Source organism: Stenotrophomonas veracruzanensis (assembly GCF_032911525.1).
Lineage (GTDB): Bacteria > Pseudomonadota > Gammaproteobacteria > Xanthomonadales > Xanthomonadaceae > Stenotrophomonas > Stenotrophomonas africana.
This window is the reverse complement of sequence record NZ_JAWJTI010000001.1, coordinates 225114-239686: the sequence shown is the minus strand read 5'-3', so window position 1 is coordinate 239686 and position 14573 is coordinate 225114. Positions and strand designations below refer to the sequence as shown.

General features: G+C 66.7%; 16 protein-coding genes. 3 read left to right on the top strand and 13 right to left on the bottom strand.

Features of this window, described 5'->3' with window-relative positions; genetic code table 11:
- Positions 1-85 precede the first annotated feature (85 nt).
- The 6 genes from xerC to R1H25_RS01075 form a co-directional block, all read right to left on the bottom strand.
- Positions 86-982: a tyrosine recombinase XerC gene (gene xerC, locus R1H25_RS01100; protein ID WP_317222374.1), complete on the bottom strand. Its 897-nt coding sequence runs from the start codon at positions 980-982 to the stop codon at positions 86-88.
- Between the two features lie 13 nt (positions 983-995).
- Positions 996-1670: a DUF484 family protein gene (locus R1H25_RS01095; RefSeq protein WP_049443965.1), complete on the bottom strand. Its 675-nt coding sequence runs from the start codon at positions 1668-1670 to the stop codon at positions 996-998.
- Positions 1667-2518 carry a diaminopimelate epimerase gene (gene dapF, locus R1H25_RS01090; protein ID WP_317222373.1) on the bottom strand — a complete coding sequence of 284 codons (852 nt, stop codon included), beginning with the start codon at positions 2516-2518 and terminating at the stop codon, positions 1667-1669. The genes R1H25_RS01095 and dapF overlap by 4 nt, the downstream gene beginning before the upstream one ends.
- Positions 2511-2783 carry a lipoprotein gene (locus R1H25_RS01085; protein WP_317222371.1) on the bottom strand — a complete coding sequence of 91 codons (273 nt, stop codon included), beginning with the start codon at positions 2781-2783 and terminating at the stop codon, positions 2511-2513. Before R1H25_RS01085 ends, dapF begins: the two co-directional genes overlap by 8 nt.
- Before the next feature lie 158 nt (positions 2784-2941).
- A complete protein-coding gene (locus R1H25_RS01080) occupies positions 2942-3367 on the bottom strand; it encodes a YbaN family protein (protein ID WP_049443960.1) in 426 nt (141 codons plus the stop codon).
- A 54-nt stretch (positions 3368-3421) separates the two neighbouring features.
- The gene (locus R1H25_RS01075; RefSeq protein WP_317222367.1) at positions 3422-5533 is read right to left on the bottom strand and encodes a S9 family peptidase; all 2112 of its coding nucleotides are present in this window, start codon (positions 5531-5533) and stop codon (positions 3422-3424) included.
- 145 nt (positions 5534-5678) lie between these two features.
- On the opposite strand from R1H25_RS01075, the gene R1H25_RS01070 reads away from it, so the two are divergent.
- A complete protein-coding gene (locus R1H25_RS01070) occupies positions 5679-6872 on the top strand; it encodes a pyridoxal phosphate-dependent aminotransferase (RefSeq protein ID WP_317222366.1) in 1194 nt (397 codons plus the stop codon).
- Positions 6873-6990: 118 nt separating this feature from the next.
- Here R1H25_RS01070 and R1H25_RS01065 read toward each other — a convergent pair whose 3' ends face one another.
- Both R1H25_RS01065 and R1H25_RS01060 read right to left on the bottom strand, forming a co-directional pair.
- Complete coding sequence (locus R1H25_RS01065; RefSeq protein WP_317222365.1) at positions 6991-9087, bottom strand: prolyl oligopeptidase family serine peptidase; 2097 nt, start codon at positions 9085-9087, stop codon at positions 6991-6993.
- A gap of 69 nt (positions 9088-9156) precedes the next feature.
- Positions 9157-9483, bottom strand: a complete 327-nt coding sequence (locus R1H25_RS01060) for a hypothetical protein (RefSeq protein WP_317222364.1) — start codon at positions 9481-9483, stop codon at positions 9157-9159.
- A 128-nt stretch (positions 9484-9611) separates the two neighbouring features.
- Between R1H25_RS01060 and R1H25_RS01055 the strand changes: the two genes are divergently transcribed.
- Entirely contained in the window at positions 9612-10214 is a 603-nt protein-coding gene (locus R1H25_RS01055; protein ID WP_317222363.1) for a lipocalin family protein, read from the top strand.
- Positions 10215-10254: 40 nt separating this feature from the next.
- On the opposite strand, the gene R1H25_RS01050 is transcribed toward R1H25_RS01055, so the two are convergent.
- The 5 genes from R1H25_RS01050 to R1H25_RS01030 all read right to left on the bottom strand — a co-directional run bounded on the left by R1H25_RS01050 (position 10255) and on the right by R1H25_RS01030 (position 13868).
- Positions 10255-10554, bottom strand: coding sequence for a HigA family addiction module antitoxin (locus R1H25_RS01050; protein WP_049443949.1), 300 nt, complete (start codon positions 10552-10554; stop codon positions 10255-10257).
- 9 nt (positions 10555-10563) lie between these two features.
- A complete protein-coding gene (locus tag R1H25_RS01045) occupies positions 10564-10842 on the bottom strand; it encodes a type II toxin-antitoxin system RelE/ParE family toxin (RefSeq protein WP_317222362.1) in 279 nt (92 codons plus the stop codon).
- A gap of 236 nt (positions 10843-11078) precedes the next feature.
- Entirely contained in the window at positions 11079-11768 is a 690-nt protein-coding gene (locus R1H25_RS01040; protein ID WP_049399224.1) for a methionine ABC transporter permease, read from the bottom strand.
- Positions 11765-12772 carry a methionine ABC transporter ATP-binding protein gene (locus R1H25_RS01035; RefSeq protein ID WP_107380450.1) on the bottom strand — a complete coding sequence of 336 codons (1008 nt, stop codon included), beginning with the start codon at positions 12770-12772 and terminating at the stop codon, positions 11765-11767. Before R1H25_RS01035 ends, R1H25_RS01040 begins: the two co-directional genes overlap by 4 nt.
- Before the next feature lie 199 nt (positions 12773-12971).
- A complete protein-coding gene (locus tag R1H25_RS01030) occupies positions 12972-13868 on the bottom strand; it encodes a DMT family transporter (RefSeq protein WP_049443945.1) in 897 nt (298 codons plus the stop codon).
- A 218-nt stretch (positions 13869-14086) separates the two neighbouring features.
- Here R1H25_RS01030 and R1H25_RS01025 point away from each other — a divergent pair, with 218 nt between their 5' ends.
- Positions 14087-14569, top strand: coding sequence for a YajQ family cyclic di-GMP-binding protein (locus R1H25_RS01025; protein WP_006471121.1), 483 nt, complete (start codon positions 14087-14089; stop codon positions 14567-14569).
- Positions 14570-14573 lie beyond the last annotated feature (4 nt).

Sequence of the window (14573 nt, the reverse complement as noted above, 5' to 3'; positions counted from 1 at the left end):
GATGCCTCCGGGGTGACAGAACCAGAGGTGGGGACTGCCCTGCGCCCTTCAAGACACCCGCGACCGGCTGCCGCAGGGGCAACGTTCAGCTTTCTCCGCTGCCCTTGTTGCCGCTTCGACGCTTCGCGCGCGGATGCGCGGCGTCGTAGACCTTGGCCAGGTGCTGGAAATCCAGGTGGGTATAGATCTGCGTGGTAGCGATGTCGGCATGGCCCAGCAACTCCTGCACGCCACGCAGATCACCGGACGATTCCAGGATATGGCTGGCGAAACTGTGCCGCAGCATGTGCGGGTGCACGTGCTTGAACAGGCCCTGGCGCTGCGCCAGCTGGCGGATGCGGATCTGCACCGCGCGTTGGCTGATCGGGCCGTTGCGGCCGGGAAATACCGGCGAGGCCGGTCCACCACCACTTTCCGCGCGCCACGCCTGCAGTGCTTCGCGCGCTGGCCTGCCGAACGGCACGCGGCGCTGGCGATTGCCCTTGCCCAGTACGTTGACCAGGCCGCTGGCGAAATCCAGATCACGCCAGGTCAGTGCGCAGACTTCGCTCAGGCGCAGGCCGGAGGAATAGAACAGTTCCAGCAGCGCGCGGTCACGGCGGCCAAGCTCGCCTTCCGGCTCCAGCTCGACCAGCTGCACGGCTTCGTCGGCGTCAAGCACCTGCGGCAACCGGCGCGGCGCACGCGGCGCCTTCAGCGTCGCCGCCGGACTGACCTCGATGCGCCCGTGCTTGAGCAGCCAGGCATAGAAGCTGCGGCAGGCGGACAAGCGGCGCTGCAGGCTCTTGGCCGACAGGCCGCGGCGATGCTCATCGGCGACGAACTGGCGCACCGCATCAGCATCAAGCGCCTCCACCGCTGCACCACGTGGCTCCGCCCAGACCGACAGCGCGTCCAGGTCGCGGCGGTAGGCATCGAGCGTATGCGCCGACATCCGCCGCTCTACCTGCAGGTGCTGCAGGAAGGCCTGTACCGCGCTCATCGTCGTGTCCTGCTCAGCCCGGGAAGCGCTTCAGGCCGGCGACCAACGCCTCGCCCATCATGCGCAGGAACAGCGTCCCCATGCCCGGATAGAAGCGGTTCGGATCGTGGCTGCCGACCGCAATCAGGCCCACGCCCGGCAACGGCAGCAGTGCGGTGGTCTGCACTTCCTCGCTGCGCACGCCATACAGCACGGCATTCTTTTCCGGCTGCAGGCGGCCGCAGATCGGCTCGCCGTCCTTCAGGCAGTCGCGGAACGGGCCCAGCTGAGGGTCATCGGCGGCGATCACCTGCAGCCAGTCGGCCTGTTCCAACCCGGCCACCGGCGTGTGCACCACCAACCGTACCAGGTCGCCGGCGAAATCTTCCTGCAGCGATGCGGCCATCGCGCGCAGGGTGTCGGCGGCATTGTCCTGCTTCATCAGCGCCAGGGTCAGCTGGTGCGTGCGCACCGCCAGGCGTTCATTGACCTGGGCGGTGGCGCCCAGATCGGCCAACCGTCGTGCCAGCTCGCGGTTCTTCTCGCGCAGCACTTCCAGCTGGTAGCTGGCCAGCGACGCGGTCGGGCCGTCATCGCGCGGCACCACCAGGGTCAGGGCCAGGTCCGGGAACTGCTTGAGGAAGCCCGGATGACGCCGCAACCAGGCAGCGACTTCATGGGCCCCGAGCTTGTCGACGGTTTCGGTCATGCCATCCACTCCCCTTCGAAGACGAATGCGGTCGGGCCGGCCATCACCACCGGCTGGCCATCGCCCGGCCACTGGATGCGCAGGTCCCCCCCGGGCAGGCTGATGCGCGCATCGCGCTGCAGGCGGCCACGCTGCATCAGGGTCACCGCAGCGGCACAGGCACCGCTGCCGCAGGCCAGGGTTTCACCGACACCGCGCTCGAACACGCGCAGGCGCGCATGCGCCGGGCCCATCACCTGGGCGAAGCCCACGTTCACCGAGCGTGGGAACGACGCGTGCTGCTGCAGCAGCGAACCCACGCGTTCGACCGGTGCGGCATCGATCAGGCCCACTTCGATCACCGCATGCGGGTTGCCCATCGACACCGCGGCGAAGCGAACACTCTCACCCTGCAGTGGCAGAAGGTATTCCTCGCGCGCGTGGGCAAAGCCCACCAGCGGCACGTTGGCCGGCTCGAATGCGGGCACGCCCATGGTCACCGCGAACTGGCCATCGCCCAGCACCTCCACGTCATGGCTTGCCAACGGACTGTCGATGACGAAACGGTCGCCCTGCGCACTGCCGTCGCGCACCAGCCAGGCGGCGATGCAGCGCGCGCCATTGCCGCACTGCTCGGAGTTGGAACCATCGGCATTCCAGATGCGGTACGACGCCACCGAGCCTTCCGCGCGCGGCGCTTCGATGGTCAGGATCTGATCGCAGCCGACGCCGGTGTGGCGGTCGGCCAGCTGCGCGGCCAGTTCAGGCGTGGGCGGCGCGGTGCCGTCACGCAGGTCGATCACTACGAAATCATTGCCCGCGCCATGCATCTTGCTGAAGCGCAGGGCCCTGGAACCGGCCTTACTCATTCCCGCTGCCCACCTTCTTCGCAGGCGAAGGCGCCGGTTGCGTGGTCGGTGCAGCCGGGTCCACGGTCGTGGCCGGGGTGCCGCTGCCTTCGGTCTGCGCCGGGGTCGCTTCGGTAGCGGGTTCGGCAACCGGCTCGACGGTTTCTTCCACCGGCACCGGCTTCTGCGGCAGTACCAGCGGGCCCTTGTTGCCGCAGGCGGCGAGGAGCAGCAGCGAGGCCGCTGCCAGCGGAATCAGGAGGGTGTTTCGATGGGGGATGTTCATGCCCCGAGTATAGCCATTGGCGGCTGAGCGGTTGGTAGAGTCGACTGTCAGTCGACTACCGCGCGCAGCGCGGGGTTTCGCGGCCGTTGGAAGAGCAGTCCAGTAACAGTCGGCGCTCCCCCTGACCGCCCCTACGGGCCGCCCAGGGCGGGCCATGTTCAGCCTTCCGGCGGTGGCAACGGACGGGTCCACAGCCAGATCGCCACCACGGTCATGCTGCCGATCGAGAACCACTTCACCCAGGCAATCGGCACGCACCACAGCATGATGCCAGCGCATGCCGCCATGGTGATCGTGGCCATCCACTTGCCGTAGCGGCTGACAGCACCGTGCGCCTGCCAGTTGGCGATGGCCGGGCCGAAGCGCGGGTGCTGCAGCAGCCAGGTGTGCAGGCGCTCGGAACCGCGCGAGGCGGCCCAGGCCGAAATCAGGATGAATACGGTGGTCGGCAGGCCCGGCACGAAGATGCCGACGATGCCGGTGCCGAGGCTGGCATACGCCAGCAGCCACCATGCCCAGCGGAAACGCACCACGCGCGGTGGCGTGGCGCTATCGCGCGGTGCAGATGGTTCGGGCAGGCTCATGGCCGCAAGGATACCGGTTCGGGGTGCCAGGCTACGCCCGGCACCCCTGTGCCATTACGGCTGGGCGATGCCCAGCTGCTGCAGCACGAACGCGTACGACTCGGACAGCTCGCGGTAGCGCTGGAAGCGCCCGGACTTGCCGCCGTGGCCGGCTTCCATGTTGGTGCGGAACAGGATCGGGTAGTGGCCGGTGTTGTCGTCACGCAGCTTGGCCACCCACTTGGCCGGCTCCCAGTACTGCACCTGCGAATCCCACAGGCCGGTGCCCACGAACAGCGCCGGGTACGCCTGCTGCTTCACGTTGTCATAGGGCGAGTAGGACAGCATGTAGTCGTAATACGGCTTCTGCTCCGGATTGCCCCACTCGTCGTACTCGTTGGTGGTCAGCGGGATGGTCGGGTCGAGCATGGTGGTGACCACATCGACGAACGGCACCTGCGCCACCATCACGCGGTAATCCTGCGGCGCCTGGTTGGCCACCGCGCCCATCAGCAGGCCACCGGCGCTGCCGCCGGAGGCGGCCACGCGATCCTTCGCCGCCCAGCCCTGCGCCACCAGGCCACGGGTGACGTCGATGAAGTCGTTGAAAGTGTTCTGCTTGTGCAGCAGTTTGCCGTTCTCGTACCAGTCGCGGCCCATCTCCTGGCCACCACGGATGTGGGCGATGGCATACACCACGCCTCGGTCGAGCAGGCTCACCGCGGTCTGGTTGAAGTACGGATCCATCGACATGCCGTAGCTGCCATACGCGTACTGGAACAGCGCGCCCTTGCCGTCCTTCTGGTAGCCCTTGCGGTAGACCAGCGACACCGGCACCTTCACGCCATCGCGCGCGGTGATCCAGACGCGGTCGGTTTCGTACTTCGAGGCGTCATAGCCGATCACCGGCTGCACCTTCAGCTGGCGGCGCTCACCGGTGGCGGTGTTCAGTTCGAACACGGTGGTCGGGGTCGTCATCGAGGTGTAGACGTAGCGCAGCCACGGCGTACCGGCCTCGGTGTTGTCGCCCAGGCCCATCGAATAGGCCGGCTCATCAGCCTTCACGTAGTCGCTGCGGCCATCCTTGAACAGCAGGCGGATGCGCTCCAGGCCTTCGGAACGTTCGGCGATGGCGGTGTACGCATCGAACAGCTCGAAGCCTTCGATGAACACCGCATCGTCGTGCGCGATCCAGTCCTTCCACTGCGCACGCGAGGTGGCATCGGTCGGTGCGGTGACCAGCTTGAAGTTCTTCGCACCATCGTTGGTGCGGATCACCCAGCGGCCATCGTAGTGGTCGGCGTCGTACTCCACATCGCGCTGGCGCGGCGCCAGCACGGTGAACGTGGTCGGGTCGCTGGCCGGCGCGTAACGCTCTTCCGAGGACACGGTGCTGTGCACGCCGATGGTGATGAAGCGATCGTCGCGGGTGCGGCCGATGCCCATGTAGAAGCTGTCGTCCTTCTCTTCGTAGACGACGGTGTCGGCGCTGGCCGGGGTGCCCAGCACGTGCTTCTTCACGCGCACGGTCAGCAGCGTTTCCGGATCGTTCTCGACGTACAGCACCGTGCGGTTGTCGTCAGCCCAGACCAGGTCGCCGGAGCTGCCGGTGATCACGTCGGGCAGCACCTGGCCGGTGCGCAGGTCCTTGAAGCGGATCGTGTACTGGCGGCGGCCCACATCATCATCGGCCCAGGCCAGCAGCTGGTTGTCCTGGCTCACTTCCATCGAGCCGACGCTGAAGTAGCCCTTGCCGGCAGCCATCGTGTTGACGTCCAGCAGGATCTCTTCGGCCGCGTCCATGCTGCCCTTGCGGCGCGCGTGGATCGGGTAGTCCTGGCCGGTCTCGAAGCGGCTGTAGTACCAGTAGCCGCGCTCGCGCGCCGGCACGCTGGAATCGTCCTGCTTGATGCGGCCGACGATCTCCTTGTACAGGGTGTCTTCCAGCGGCTTGAGCGGCGCCAGCAGCTGGTCGGCATAGGCATTCTCGGCCTGCAGGTAGGCCAGCATGTCCTTGTTCTCGCGCTTGTCGTCGCGCAGCCAGTAATAGTCGTCGTTGCGGGTGGCGCCGAACGGCGCCTTGACCACGTGCGGGTGCTTGGCGGCATCCGGCGGAACGGGCGGGATGGCGGCGGTAACGGTGCTGGTCATCAGGCTGGCAAGCAACAGGCAGAGGGTGGATTTCATGAGATAAGGGTCCTGGTGCGGTTACGCAATGGCGTCCGTGGCGTAGGTAGAGTCGAGCTTGCTCGACTGACCGCAACTGCAGTCGAGCAAGCTCGACTCTACCACCGCTGCGGCGCACCCTTGCTGCCCGGCGTACCATGGACACATGAGTACCCTGCCCCACACGCCGGGCTACAGCCGGCGCAGCCATGAAATCGCTCCGTTCCACGTGATGTCCCTGCTGGCCCGCGCGCAGGCGCTGGAACAGGCCGGCCATGATGTGATCCACTTGGAAATCGGTGAGCCGGACTTCACCACGGCAGAACCGGTCGTGCGTGCCGGCCAGGCCGCATTGGCCGCCGGCCATACCCGCTACACCGCCGCACGTGGCCTGCCAGCCCTGCGCCAGGCGATCAGCGGCTTCTATCGCAGCCACTATGGGCTGGACATCGACCCCGAACGCATCCTGGTCACCCCCGGTGGCTCCGGTGCGCTGCTGCTGGCCAGCAGCCTGCTGGTCGACCCGGGCCGCCACTGGCTGCTGGCCGACCCCGGCTATCCCTGCAACCGCCACTTCCTGCGCCTGGTGGAAGGCGGCGCGCAGCTGGTGCCGGTGGGGCCTGACACGGCCTATCAGCTCACCCCCTTGCTGGTGCAGCAGCACTGGAACGCCGACAGCGTCGGCGCGCTGGTGGCATCACCGGCCAATCCGACCGGCACCGTGCTGTCGGCCGACGAACTGGCGGCGCTGTCCAAGACGCTGCACGCCCGCGGCGGCCACCTGGTGGTGGACGAGATCTACCACGGCCTGACCTATGGCCTGGATGCGCCCAGCGTCCTGCAGGTGGATGACAGCGCCTTCGTGCTGAACAGCTTCTCCAAGTACTTCGGCATGACCGGTTGGCGGCTCGGCTGGCTGGTGGCACCGCCGGCGGCCGTGCCTGATCTGGAGAAGCTGGCGCAGAACCTGTACATCAGCGCGTCAAGCATTGCCCAGCACGCCGCACTGGCCTGCTTCAGCGAGGCGTCCATGGCGATCTTCGAGCAACGCCGCGAAGCGTTCCGCCAGCGCCGCGACTTCCTGTTGCCCGCGCTGCGCGAGCTGGGTTTCCGCATCGAAATCGAGCCGCAGGGTGCGTTCTACCTGTACGCCGATGTCAGCGCATTCACCGACGACGCGCAGGCATTCTGCGCGCACTTCCTGGAAACCGAGCACGTGGCATTCACCCCCGGGCTGGATTTCGGCTTCCATCGCGCCAACCAGCATGTGCGGCTGGCGTACACGCAAGAAGTGCCGCGGCTGCAGGAGGCGGTGGCGCGGATCGCGCGGGGATTGAAGAGCTGGCAGGGATCACGCTGACGGTAGTGCCGGCCGCTGGCCGGAAGCCCGGGAATGCGTGAATGATGCAGTTGCGGGCCAGCGGCCGGCACTACCGGTAAAGAAAAACGCCGCCCTGGGGCGGCGTTTTCCGTTCTGCTTACTTGCCGCCCAACCGCTCCCACAGGAAGCTGTAGGCCAGCGCCGACATGTGCGCGGCCTGCGCGTTGTTGGCTGCGCCGCCGTGGCCACCTTCGATGTTCTCGTAGTAGGTCACGTCCTTGCCGGCGTCGATCATCTTCGCCGCCATCTTGCGGGCATGGCCCGGATGCACGCGGTCATCGCGGGTAGAGGTGGTGAACAGCACCGGCGGGTAGTTCTTCTTCGCGTCGAACAGGTGGTACGGCGAGAAGGTCTTGATGAAGTCCCAGTCGCTGGTGTCCGGGTTGCCGTACTCGGCCATCCACGACGCACCGGCCAGCAGGTGGCTGTAGCGCTTCATGTCCAGCAGCGGCACCTGCACGACCACTGCGCCGAACAGTTCCGGGTACTGGGTCAGCATGTTGCCGGTCAGCAGGCCACCGTTGCTGCCGCCCTGCACGCCCAGGTGCTTGGCGGTGGTGATCTTGCGCTTGACCAGATCGCGTGCCACTGCGGCCATGTCTTCATAGGCCTTGTGACGGTTCTGCTTCAGCGCCGCCTGGTGCCAGCGCGGGCCGTACTCGCCGCCACCACGGATGTTGGCGACCACGTACACACCGCCCTTCTCCAGCCAGGCGCGGCCCATGCCACCGGAATAGTTCGGCGTCAGCGAGATCTCGAAACCACCGTAGCCGTACAGCAGGGTCGGATTGGAGCCGTCCAGCTTCATCGCCTTGTCGTGCACCACGAAGTACGGCACGCGGGTACCGTCCTTGCTGGTGGCGAAGTGCTGCTCGATCACCTTGCCCTTGGCATCGAAGAAGGCCGGCATGGTCTTCAGCGTTTCCGGCGCCTGGCCGATTTCGGCCAGCGCCAGCGTGGTCGGGGTCAGGTAGTCGGTGGCGGTCAGCCACACCGCGTCGCTGTCGTTGCTGTCCACCGCGGCCACGCCCAGCGTGCCGAAGGCAGGCGCGCCGACGAAGCGGCTGGTCTGCCAACCATCGGCGCCCGGGGTCAGCACCGACAGCCGGTTCTTGACGTCGTCCAGCACGTTCAGCACCAGATGGCTCTTGGTCCAGGTGGCGCTGGCCAGCGAGGTGGTCGCGGTCGGGGTGAACAGCACCTCGAAGTCGCGCTTGCCGGCCAGGAAATCATCCAGCTTGGTGGCCAGCAGCGAACCGGAGGAATAGGTCTTGCCGCCCACGGTCCACGGGTCGCGCAGTTCCAGGGTCAGCCACTGCTTGTGCAGGCCCTTCTCGGCCGAGTTCGGCGCATCGATCTTGGTCAGCGTGCCATCGTCGCCACGCAGGTAGATCTCGTTGTTGTAGAAGGCCAGGGTGCGGCTGACCAGGTTGCGCTCGAAGCCCGGGGTGTCATCGTGCATCGCCGCGATGTACATGTCTTCCGGCTTGCCTTCATACACCACGGTGGCCGAGGTCATCGGCGTGCCACGCTTCCACAGCTTGGCCACGCGCGGGTAGCCCGACGTGGTCATCGAGCCGGCACCGAAGTCGGTGTAGACAAACACGGTATCGCGGTCGACCCAGTTCAGGCCGCCCTTGGACTCGGGACGGAAGAAGCCATCCTTGATCCAGGTCTTGTTGGACAGATCGAATTCGCGGGTGACGTCAGCATCCGCACCGCCACGCGACAGTGCGATCAGGCAGCGGCTGTAGTCCGGGCGCAGGCAGTCGGCACCGTGCCAGACCCAGTTCTCACCCTCGGCCTTGTTCAGTGCATCCAGATCGAGCACGGTCTCCCACTGCGGCGAGGCCTTGCGGTACTCGGCCAGCGTGGTGCGCCGCCACAGGCCGCGCTCGTGCTGCTGGTCCTTCCAGAAGTTGTAGTAGTAGTCGCCGATCTTCTGCACGGCGGGAATCTTGGCATCGGAGTCGAGCACCTCGCGGATGCTGGCCTCCATCTGCTTGAAGGCCGGGCTCTGCGCCAGGCGCGCCTCGGACTTGGCGTTCTGTTCCTTGACCCAGGTCAGCGGCTTGTCGCCGGTGACGTCTTCGAGCCAGGCATAACGGTCGGTGTCTTCAGCGGCCACGGCGGTCCCCACCGAGGCAGCGGTCATCATGCCAGCCAGCAGGCAGGCGGAAGCGAGTCGTGACATTGCAGCTCCAGGCAGTCATAAGCCGTGGAACGCTAGCATGGATCGTTGCGGCCGCCCCCGTGTCGAAGGTCAGGCCGTGGTGGGCGAGCCGCGACGGCCACGCACCGCCCCACCGTTGCGGCGGCGGGCCTGTCCACCGGTACGACGCGCCAGTCGCAGCCACGACAGGCGCGGCAACGGGAAGCGCAGCAGCGCCCACCAGGCCACCAGCGGCATGCCCACCAGCCACATCGGCAACCAGCCCAGCCAGGCGTTGCTGCCGCGCGCGGCTGGCCAGACCAGGACCAGCGCCACACCGGCCAGGGCCAGCTGCTGCACGGTGCGCAGCAGGTGCGGGTCGGCACGTTCGACGCTGACGCGTTCAGCTGCAGGGCGACGGACGGAACGTATGTTCATGGGGCTTCTCCGGTGGACAATGCAACGCAGCTTGGACAAGGCCCTTCTCACAGGTTGCGACACCATTGACGGATCGCGCACGCTCAGTCGACCATGCTCAGGCAAAGCCCTCCTGAGCCCGCTCCCGCATGACTTCGATCCGCCCGCTCTGCGCCGTGCTGTTGGCCCTGTCCCTGGCGGCCCCCGCCGTGGCCGCCAGTGAGCCGCCATCGCCCCGTGCCAGCGCCCTGCGCGCGGCCGACCCGGACGCGTCGATCGACCTGAAGCGTTTCATGGGTACCTGGTATGTGATCGGCCGCGTGCCGAACTTCATCGAACGTGGCCATGTAGCCAGCGTCAACGAGTACGAACTCCGCGACGAGCACAAGGTCGGCATCACCTACCGCTATCGCGATGGCTTCGGCGAACCGCTGCAGGAAGTCCGCGCGCGCGCCAGCGTCGATCCGGACAGCGGCAACCACGGCTGGCGCACCTGGTTCTACCGCGTCGTGCCTACGCACTCGAGAGTGCTGGAAGTGGCGCCGGACTACTCGTGGGCGCTGATCGGCTACCCGGGCCGCGAAATGGCCTGGATCTTCTCGCGTACGCCGGACATGGACAAAGCCCTGTACAAGGAGCTGGCCGAGCGCCTGCGTGACGAGTACGGGGTGAACACCGACAAGCTCAAGCGCGTGCCGCAGCACCCGGAGCAGGTCGGCAAGCTGGGCTACGAAGTACCGAACGTGCGTTGACTGGGCCTGCGCGCGCCGATTGGATCCACACGGCCGGTGTTCACGCTGCCCGCGGCTGCACTCGTCGCTCGATCTCGTTGCGCGTTGGTAATGTCTTGAGATCGTAAGCCGCCTGCATCGCAAGCCAGGATGCGGCATCCCCACCGAAATGCCGCGCCAGCCGCGCGGCCGTGTCCGCCGAGATGCCGCGTTCGCCATGCACGATGGCGTGCAGCCGCGTTGCGGGAACGTCCAAGGCCCTTGCAAGCGCGTTCACGCTCAACGCAAGCGGCAGCAGGAACTCTTCGCGCAGGATCTCGCCAGGATGAATGGCGCGCATGCCGTTGTGGGGATGCTTCATGGCGGCACCTCAGTGGTAGTCAACAATTTCCACGGCATCGGCGCCGTTGTCGGTCCAGGTAAAGCAGAGTCGCCACTGATCGTTGATTCGAAGGCTGTACTGCCCCTTCCGGTCACCTGACAGTGCTTCGAGCCGGTTTCCGGGCGGGCCGCGCAGGAACGCCAACGTCTGCGCCGAGTCGAGCAGTTGGAGTTTTCGTTCGGCAGCGCGTCGTATCGGGCGCCAGGCGCGAGCGCAGGTTCCTTCAAACAGGGCACGGGTCTGCTTGCAGCGGAATGAACGAATCATTCCGCTCAGCGTATTACGCCAAACGGAACATACCAAGTAATGGGACGTGCTGCCAGTCCCAGTCTGGCGATATTGATTCCTGATCGGCCTGAGCGGTTCCAAAGGCGAACGCTATTGGGCCGCCGGGTGAACATCCCGATGGTGCCGGCCGCTGGCCGGCAAACCCACCACATCCGGGCGCATCGCGAGTCTGCCGGCCATGGGCCGGCCCTACGTGATGCGCCCGGGGCGCCTCGTCATTTGCGGCTGTAATGCGCGACCAGGCGGTCGCCGAGCATCTGCAGCAGCTGCACCAGGATCAACAGCAGGACCACGGTGACCAGGGCCACGTCGGTGTGCGAGCGCTGGTAGCCGTCGCGGAAGGCCAGGTCGCCAAGGCCACCGGAGCCGATCGCACCACCCATCGCGGTGAAGCCGATCAGCGCCACGGTGGTGACCGTTGCACCGGCGATCAGGCCCGGACGCGCCTCTGGCAGCAGCACGCGGGTGACCAGCTGCCAGGTAGTGGCACCCATCGACTGGGTCGCTTCGATCACGCCACGGTCCACTTCGCGCAGCGCGGTCTCGACCAGGCGCGCGTAGAACGGCGCGGCACCGATCACCAGCGGCACGATCGCGCCGCGCACACCCAGCGACGTCCCCATCAGGAACAGCGTGACCGGGATCAGCACGATCATCAGGATGATGAAAGGCACCGAGCGCAGCAGGTTTACCACCAGTGCCAGCACGCCATAGGCGAACGGCCGGCGCTTCATCTGCGGTGCGCCGAACAGGTACAGCAGCACGCCCAGGGGCAGGCCGATGGCCAGCGTCAGCGGCAGCGAACCGAGCAGCATCAGCAGGGTGTCGATGGTGGCTTGGCCGATGTCGGCCCACTTGCCCGCATCCAGGTGGCGGAAGAAGCCGCCGGCAGTGGCGATGATCATCGACGCAGCTCCTCAACATGCACGCCGGCGGCCACGAACGCGGCCTGCGCAGCGGACTGGTCACCGCCCACCAGGGCGACCACCAGCTGGCCATACGGGGTGTCCTTGATCCGGTCGATACGGCCGGACAGGATGTTGTAGTCGACCCCGGTCTGCCGCGCGACGCTTCCGAGCAGGGGTTCGTAGGTGTCTCCGCCAAGGAAGGTCAGCCGCACGATGCGGCCACCGACGGCATCGAAATCGCGGTGCAGCGCACCTTCGTCCACCTGCTCCGATTCACTCACGAAACGGCGCGTGGTCGGGTGCTGCGGGTGCAGGAACACGCGGGTGACCGGTCCGGTCTCGACCATCTGGCCAGCATCCAGGACGGCCACGCGATCGCAGACACGGCGGATCACGTCCATCTCGTGGGTGATCAGCACGATGGTGAGGCCCAGCTCGCGGTTGATCTTCGACAGCAGTGACAACACCGAGGCGGTGGTCTGCGGGTCGAGCGCACTGGTGGCCTCGTCGCACAGCAGGATCTGCGGGCGGGTGGCCAGCGCGCGGGCGATGCCGACGCGCTGTTTCTGGCCACCGGACAGCTGTGCCGGGTACTTCTGCGCATGCGCCTCCAGGCCCACGGTCTGCAGCAGCTCGGCCACGCGCGCGTCGATCTCCGCCTTCGGCATGCCAGCCAGTTCCAGCGGGAAGGCGACGTTGCCGGCCACCGTGCGCGACGACAGCAGATTGAAGTGCTGGAAGATCATGCCGATGCGCCGGCGCAATGTGCGCAGGCCGTCCGCGTCCAGTGCGGTGACATCCTCGCCACCGATCAGCAGGCGACCACCGCTGGGTTCTTCCAGGCGGTTGATCATGCGGATCAGAGTCGACTTGCCGGCACCGGAATGGCCGATGATGCCGAATACCTCACCGGCCTCGATGGTCAGGTCCAGCGGTTGCAGCGCGCTGACTGCGCGGCCGGCAACGGCATAGGATTTGTGCAGGCGCTGGAACTCGATCACGGGCGTGGCTCACCGGCTGGGTGACGGAAGGGGGCGTGCAGCCTACCAGCGCAGGCGGTCGCGCGCCCGCGCCATGGGCCAGAATGTTATTCCTTTTGGTTCTAAGCCGCTTTCCCCGGTAGTGCTGACCGCTGGCCTGCACCTACAGCGGTCCCTCCGGCGCAAGGGGTTGCCGGCCAGCAGCCCGCACTCCCCCGGCTCAGGGATGGTCCAGCGGCTTCGGCGGTTCCTGCCGGTTCACCCGCTCACGGTGCAGCAGGTACAGGCCCGAGGCGACGATGATCGCCGCACCCACCCAGGTATAGCTGTCCGGCAGCTGGCCCCAGAACGCCAGATCCCAGCCGATCACCCAGACCAGGCCGCTGTACTCCAGCGGTGCGATCATCGAGGCCTCGCCCAGCTGGAAGGCCTTGGTCAGGGCGATCTGGCCCAGCGCCCCGGCCAGGCCCATGCCGGCGATAAGCGGCGCATGCGCCAATTGCAGAGGTACCCAGCCGGGAATGGCCAGCAGACCGGCGCCGATGGCCATGATGACCAGGAACCAGACCACCATCGACTGCGAGGTATCGGTGCGGGTCAGCAGGCTGACCGTGATCGCAGCCACGGCATAGGCCGTTGCCGCCGCCAGCACCATCAGGCCGGGCACCGAAATGAAGCCGTCCACACCCGGCCGCAGCACCACCAGCACGCCCACCAGACCGATGCCGATGGCGACCCAGCGCCGCGGCCCGACGCGCTCGCCCAGCAACGGCACCGAGAGCGCGGCGATCAGCAGCGGGGCAACGAAATAGATGGTGTAGGCAGTGGACAGCGGCAGGTCGCGCAGGGCGAACACGAAGCAGCCGATCATCGCCATGCCCAGCCCACCGCGCAGCAAGTGTAGGCCCCAGCGGCGCGGCACCAGCGAACGCGGCCCGGCACTGACCAGCACCCAGACCAGCACGAACGGCAACGAGGCCGCACCACGCAGGAAGGTCACTTCCAGCGTGGGATAGCTGGCCGACAGCTGCTTCATGCCGGCGTCCATCAGCGAGAAGCAGGCGACCGCAGCGACCATCCAGGCCACCGCACGCGAAGGGGAGCGTTGCAGGTTCATGGCCCATTATCGCCGACCGCACCGGATTGTAGAGTCGGGCCATGCTCGACTGGCCGTCTTGTAGAGTCGAGCCATGCTCGACTGCTCTTCACAAAGCAGCCGAGCATGGCTCGGCTCTACAGAAGGGCGGCAGCCGAGCATGGCTCGACTCCACGCAAAGCGGGCATGCGGGCCGGCGCGATAGAATGGCCACCACTGAATTCTGCGGAGCCTCGCCCATGCCTTCCTTCGACGTCGTGTCCGAAGTCGACACCCACGAGCTGACCAACGCCATCGACCAGGCCAACCGCGAACTGGCCACCCGTTTCGACTTCAAGGGCGTGGACGCCAAGTTCGAGCGCGATGGCGATGTCATCAACCAGACTGCGCCGACCGAGTTCCAGCTCAAGCAGATGAACGACATCCTGCGTGCACGCCTGGCCGCGCGCGGCATCGACGTGCTCAGCCTGGAGTTCGGCGACATCGAGACCAACCTGGCCCAGGCCCGGCAGAAGATCACCGTCAAGCAGGGCATCGAGCAGAAAATCGCCAAGAAGATCGCGGCGGCACTGAAGGACGCCAAGCTGAAGGTGGAAAGCCAGATCAACGGCGACAAGCTGCGCGTGCAGGGCAAGAAGCGCGACGACCTGCAGGACGCCATCGCCGTACTCAAGGCCGGCAAGTTCGAGCTGCCGCTGCAGTTCAACAACTTCCGCGACTGATGGA

Coding starts and splice junctions, on each gene's coding strand:
- R1H25_RS01055 (WP_317222363.1), top strand. CDS start 9,612: ATGACTTCGATCCGCCCGCTCTGCGCCGTGCTGTTGGCCCTGTCCCTG.
- R1H25_RS01095 (WP_049443965.1), bottom strand. CDS start 1,670: ATGACCGAAACCGTCGACAAGCTCGGGGCCCATGAAGTCGCTGCCTGG.
- R1H25_RS01045 (WP_317222362.1), bottom strand. CDS start 10,842: ATGATTCGTTCATTCCGCTGCAAGCAGACCCGTGCCCTGTTTGAAGGA.
- R1H25_RS01040 (WP_049399224.1), bottom strand. CDS start 11,768: ATGATCATCGCCACTGCCGGCGGCTTCTTCCGCCACCTGGATGCGGGC.
- R1H25_RS01065 (WP_317222365.1), bottom strand. CDS start 9,087: ATGTCACGACTCGCTTCCGCCTGCCTGCTGGCTGGCATGATGACCGCT.
- R1H25_RS01030 (WP_049443945.1), bottom strand. CDS start 13,868: ATGAACCTGCAACGCTCCCCTTCGCGTGCGGTGGCCTGGATGGTCGCT.
- R1H25_RS01050 (WP_049443949.1), bottom strand. CDS start 10,554: ATGAAGCATCCCCACAACGGCATGCGCGCCATTCATCCTGGCGAGATC.
- R1H25_RS01060 (WP_317222364.1), bottom strand. CDS start 9,483: ATGAACATACGTTCCGTCCGTCGCCCTGCAGCTGAACGCGTCAGCGTC.
- R1H25_RS01075 (WP_317222367.1), bottom strand. CDS start 5,533: ATGAAATCCACCCTCTGCCTGTTGCTTGCCAGCCTGATGACCAGCACC.
- R1H25_RS01070 (WP_317222366.1), top strand. CDS start 5,679: ATGAGTACCCTGCCCCACACGCCGGGCTACAGCCGGCGCAGCCATGAA.
- R1H25_RS01025 (WP_006471121.1), top strand. CDS start 14,087: ATGCCTTCCTTCGACGTCGTGTCCGAAGTCGACACCCACGAGCTGACC.
- dapF (WP_317222373.1), bottom strand. CDS start 2,518: ATGAGTAAGGCCGGTTCCAGGGCCCTGCGCTTCAGCAAGATGCATGGC.
- R1H25_RS01080 (WP_049443960.1), bottom strand. CDS start 3,367: ATGAGCCTGCCCGAACCATCTGCACCGCGCGATAGCGCCACGCCACCG.
- xerC (WP_317222374.1), bottom strand. CDS start 982: ATGAGCGCGGTACAGGCCTTCCTGCAGCACCTGCAGGTAGAGCGGCGG.
- R1H25_RS01085 (WP_317222371.1), bottom strand. CDS start 2,783: ATGAACATCCCCCATCGAAACACCCTCCTGATTCCGCTGGCAGCGGCC.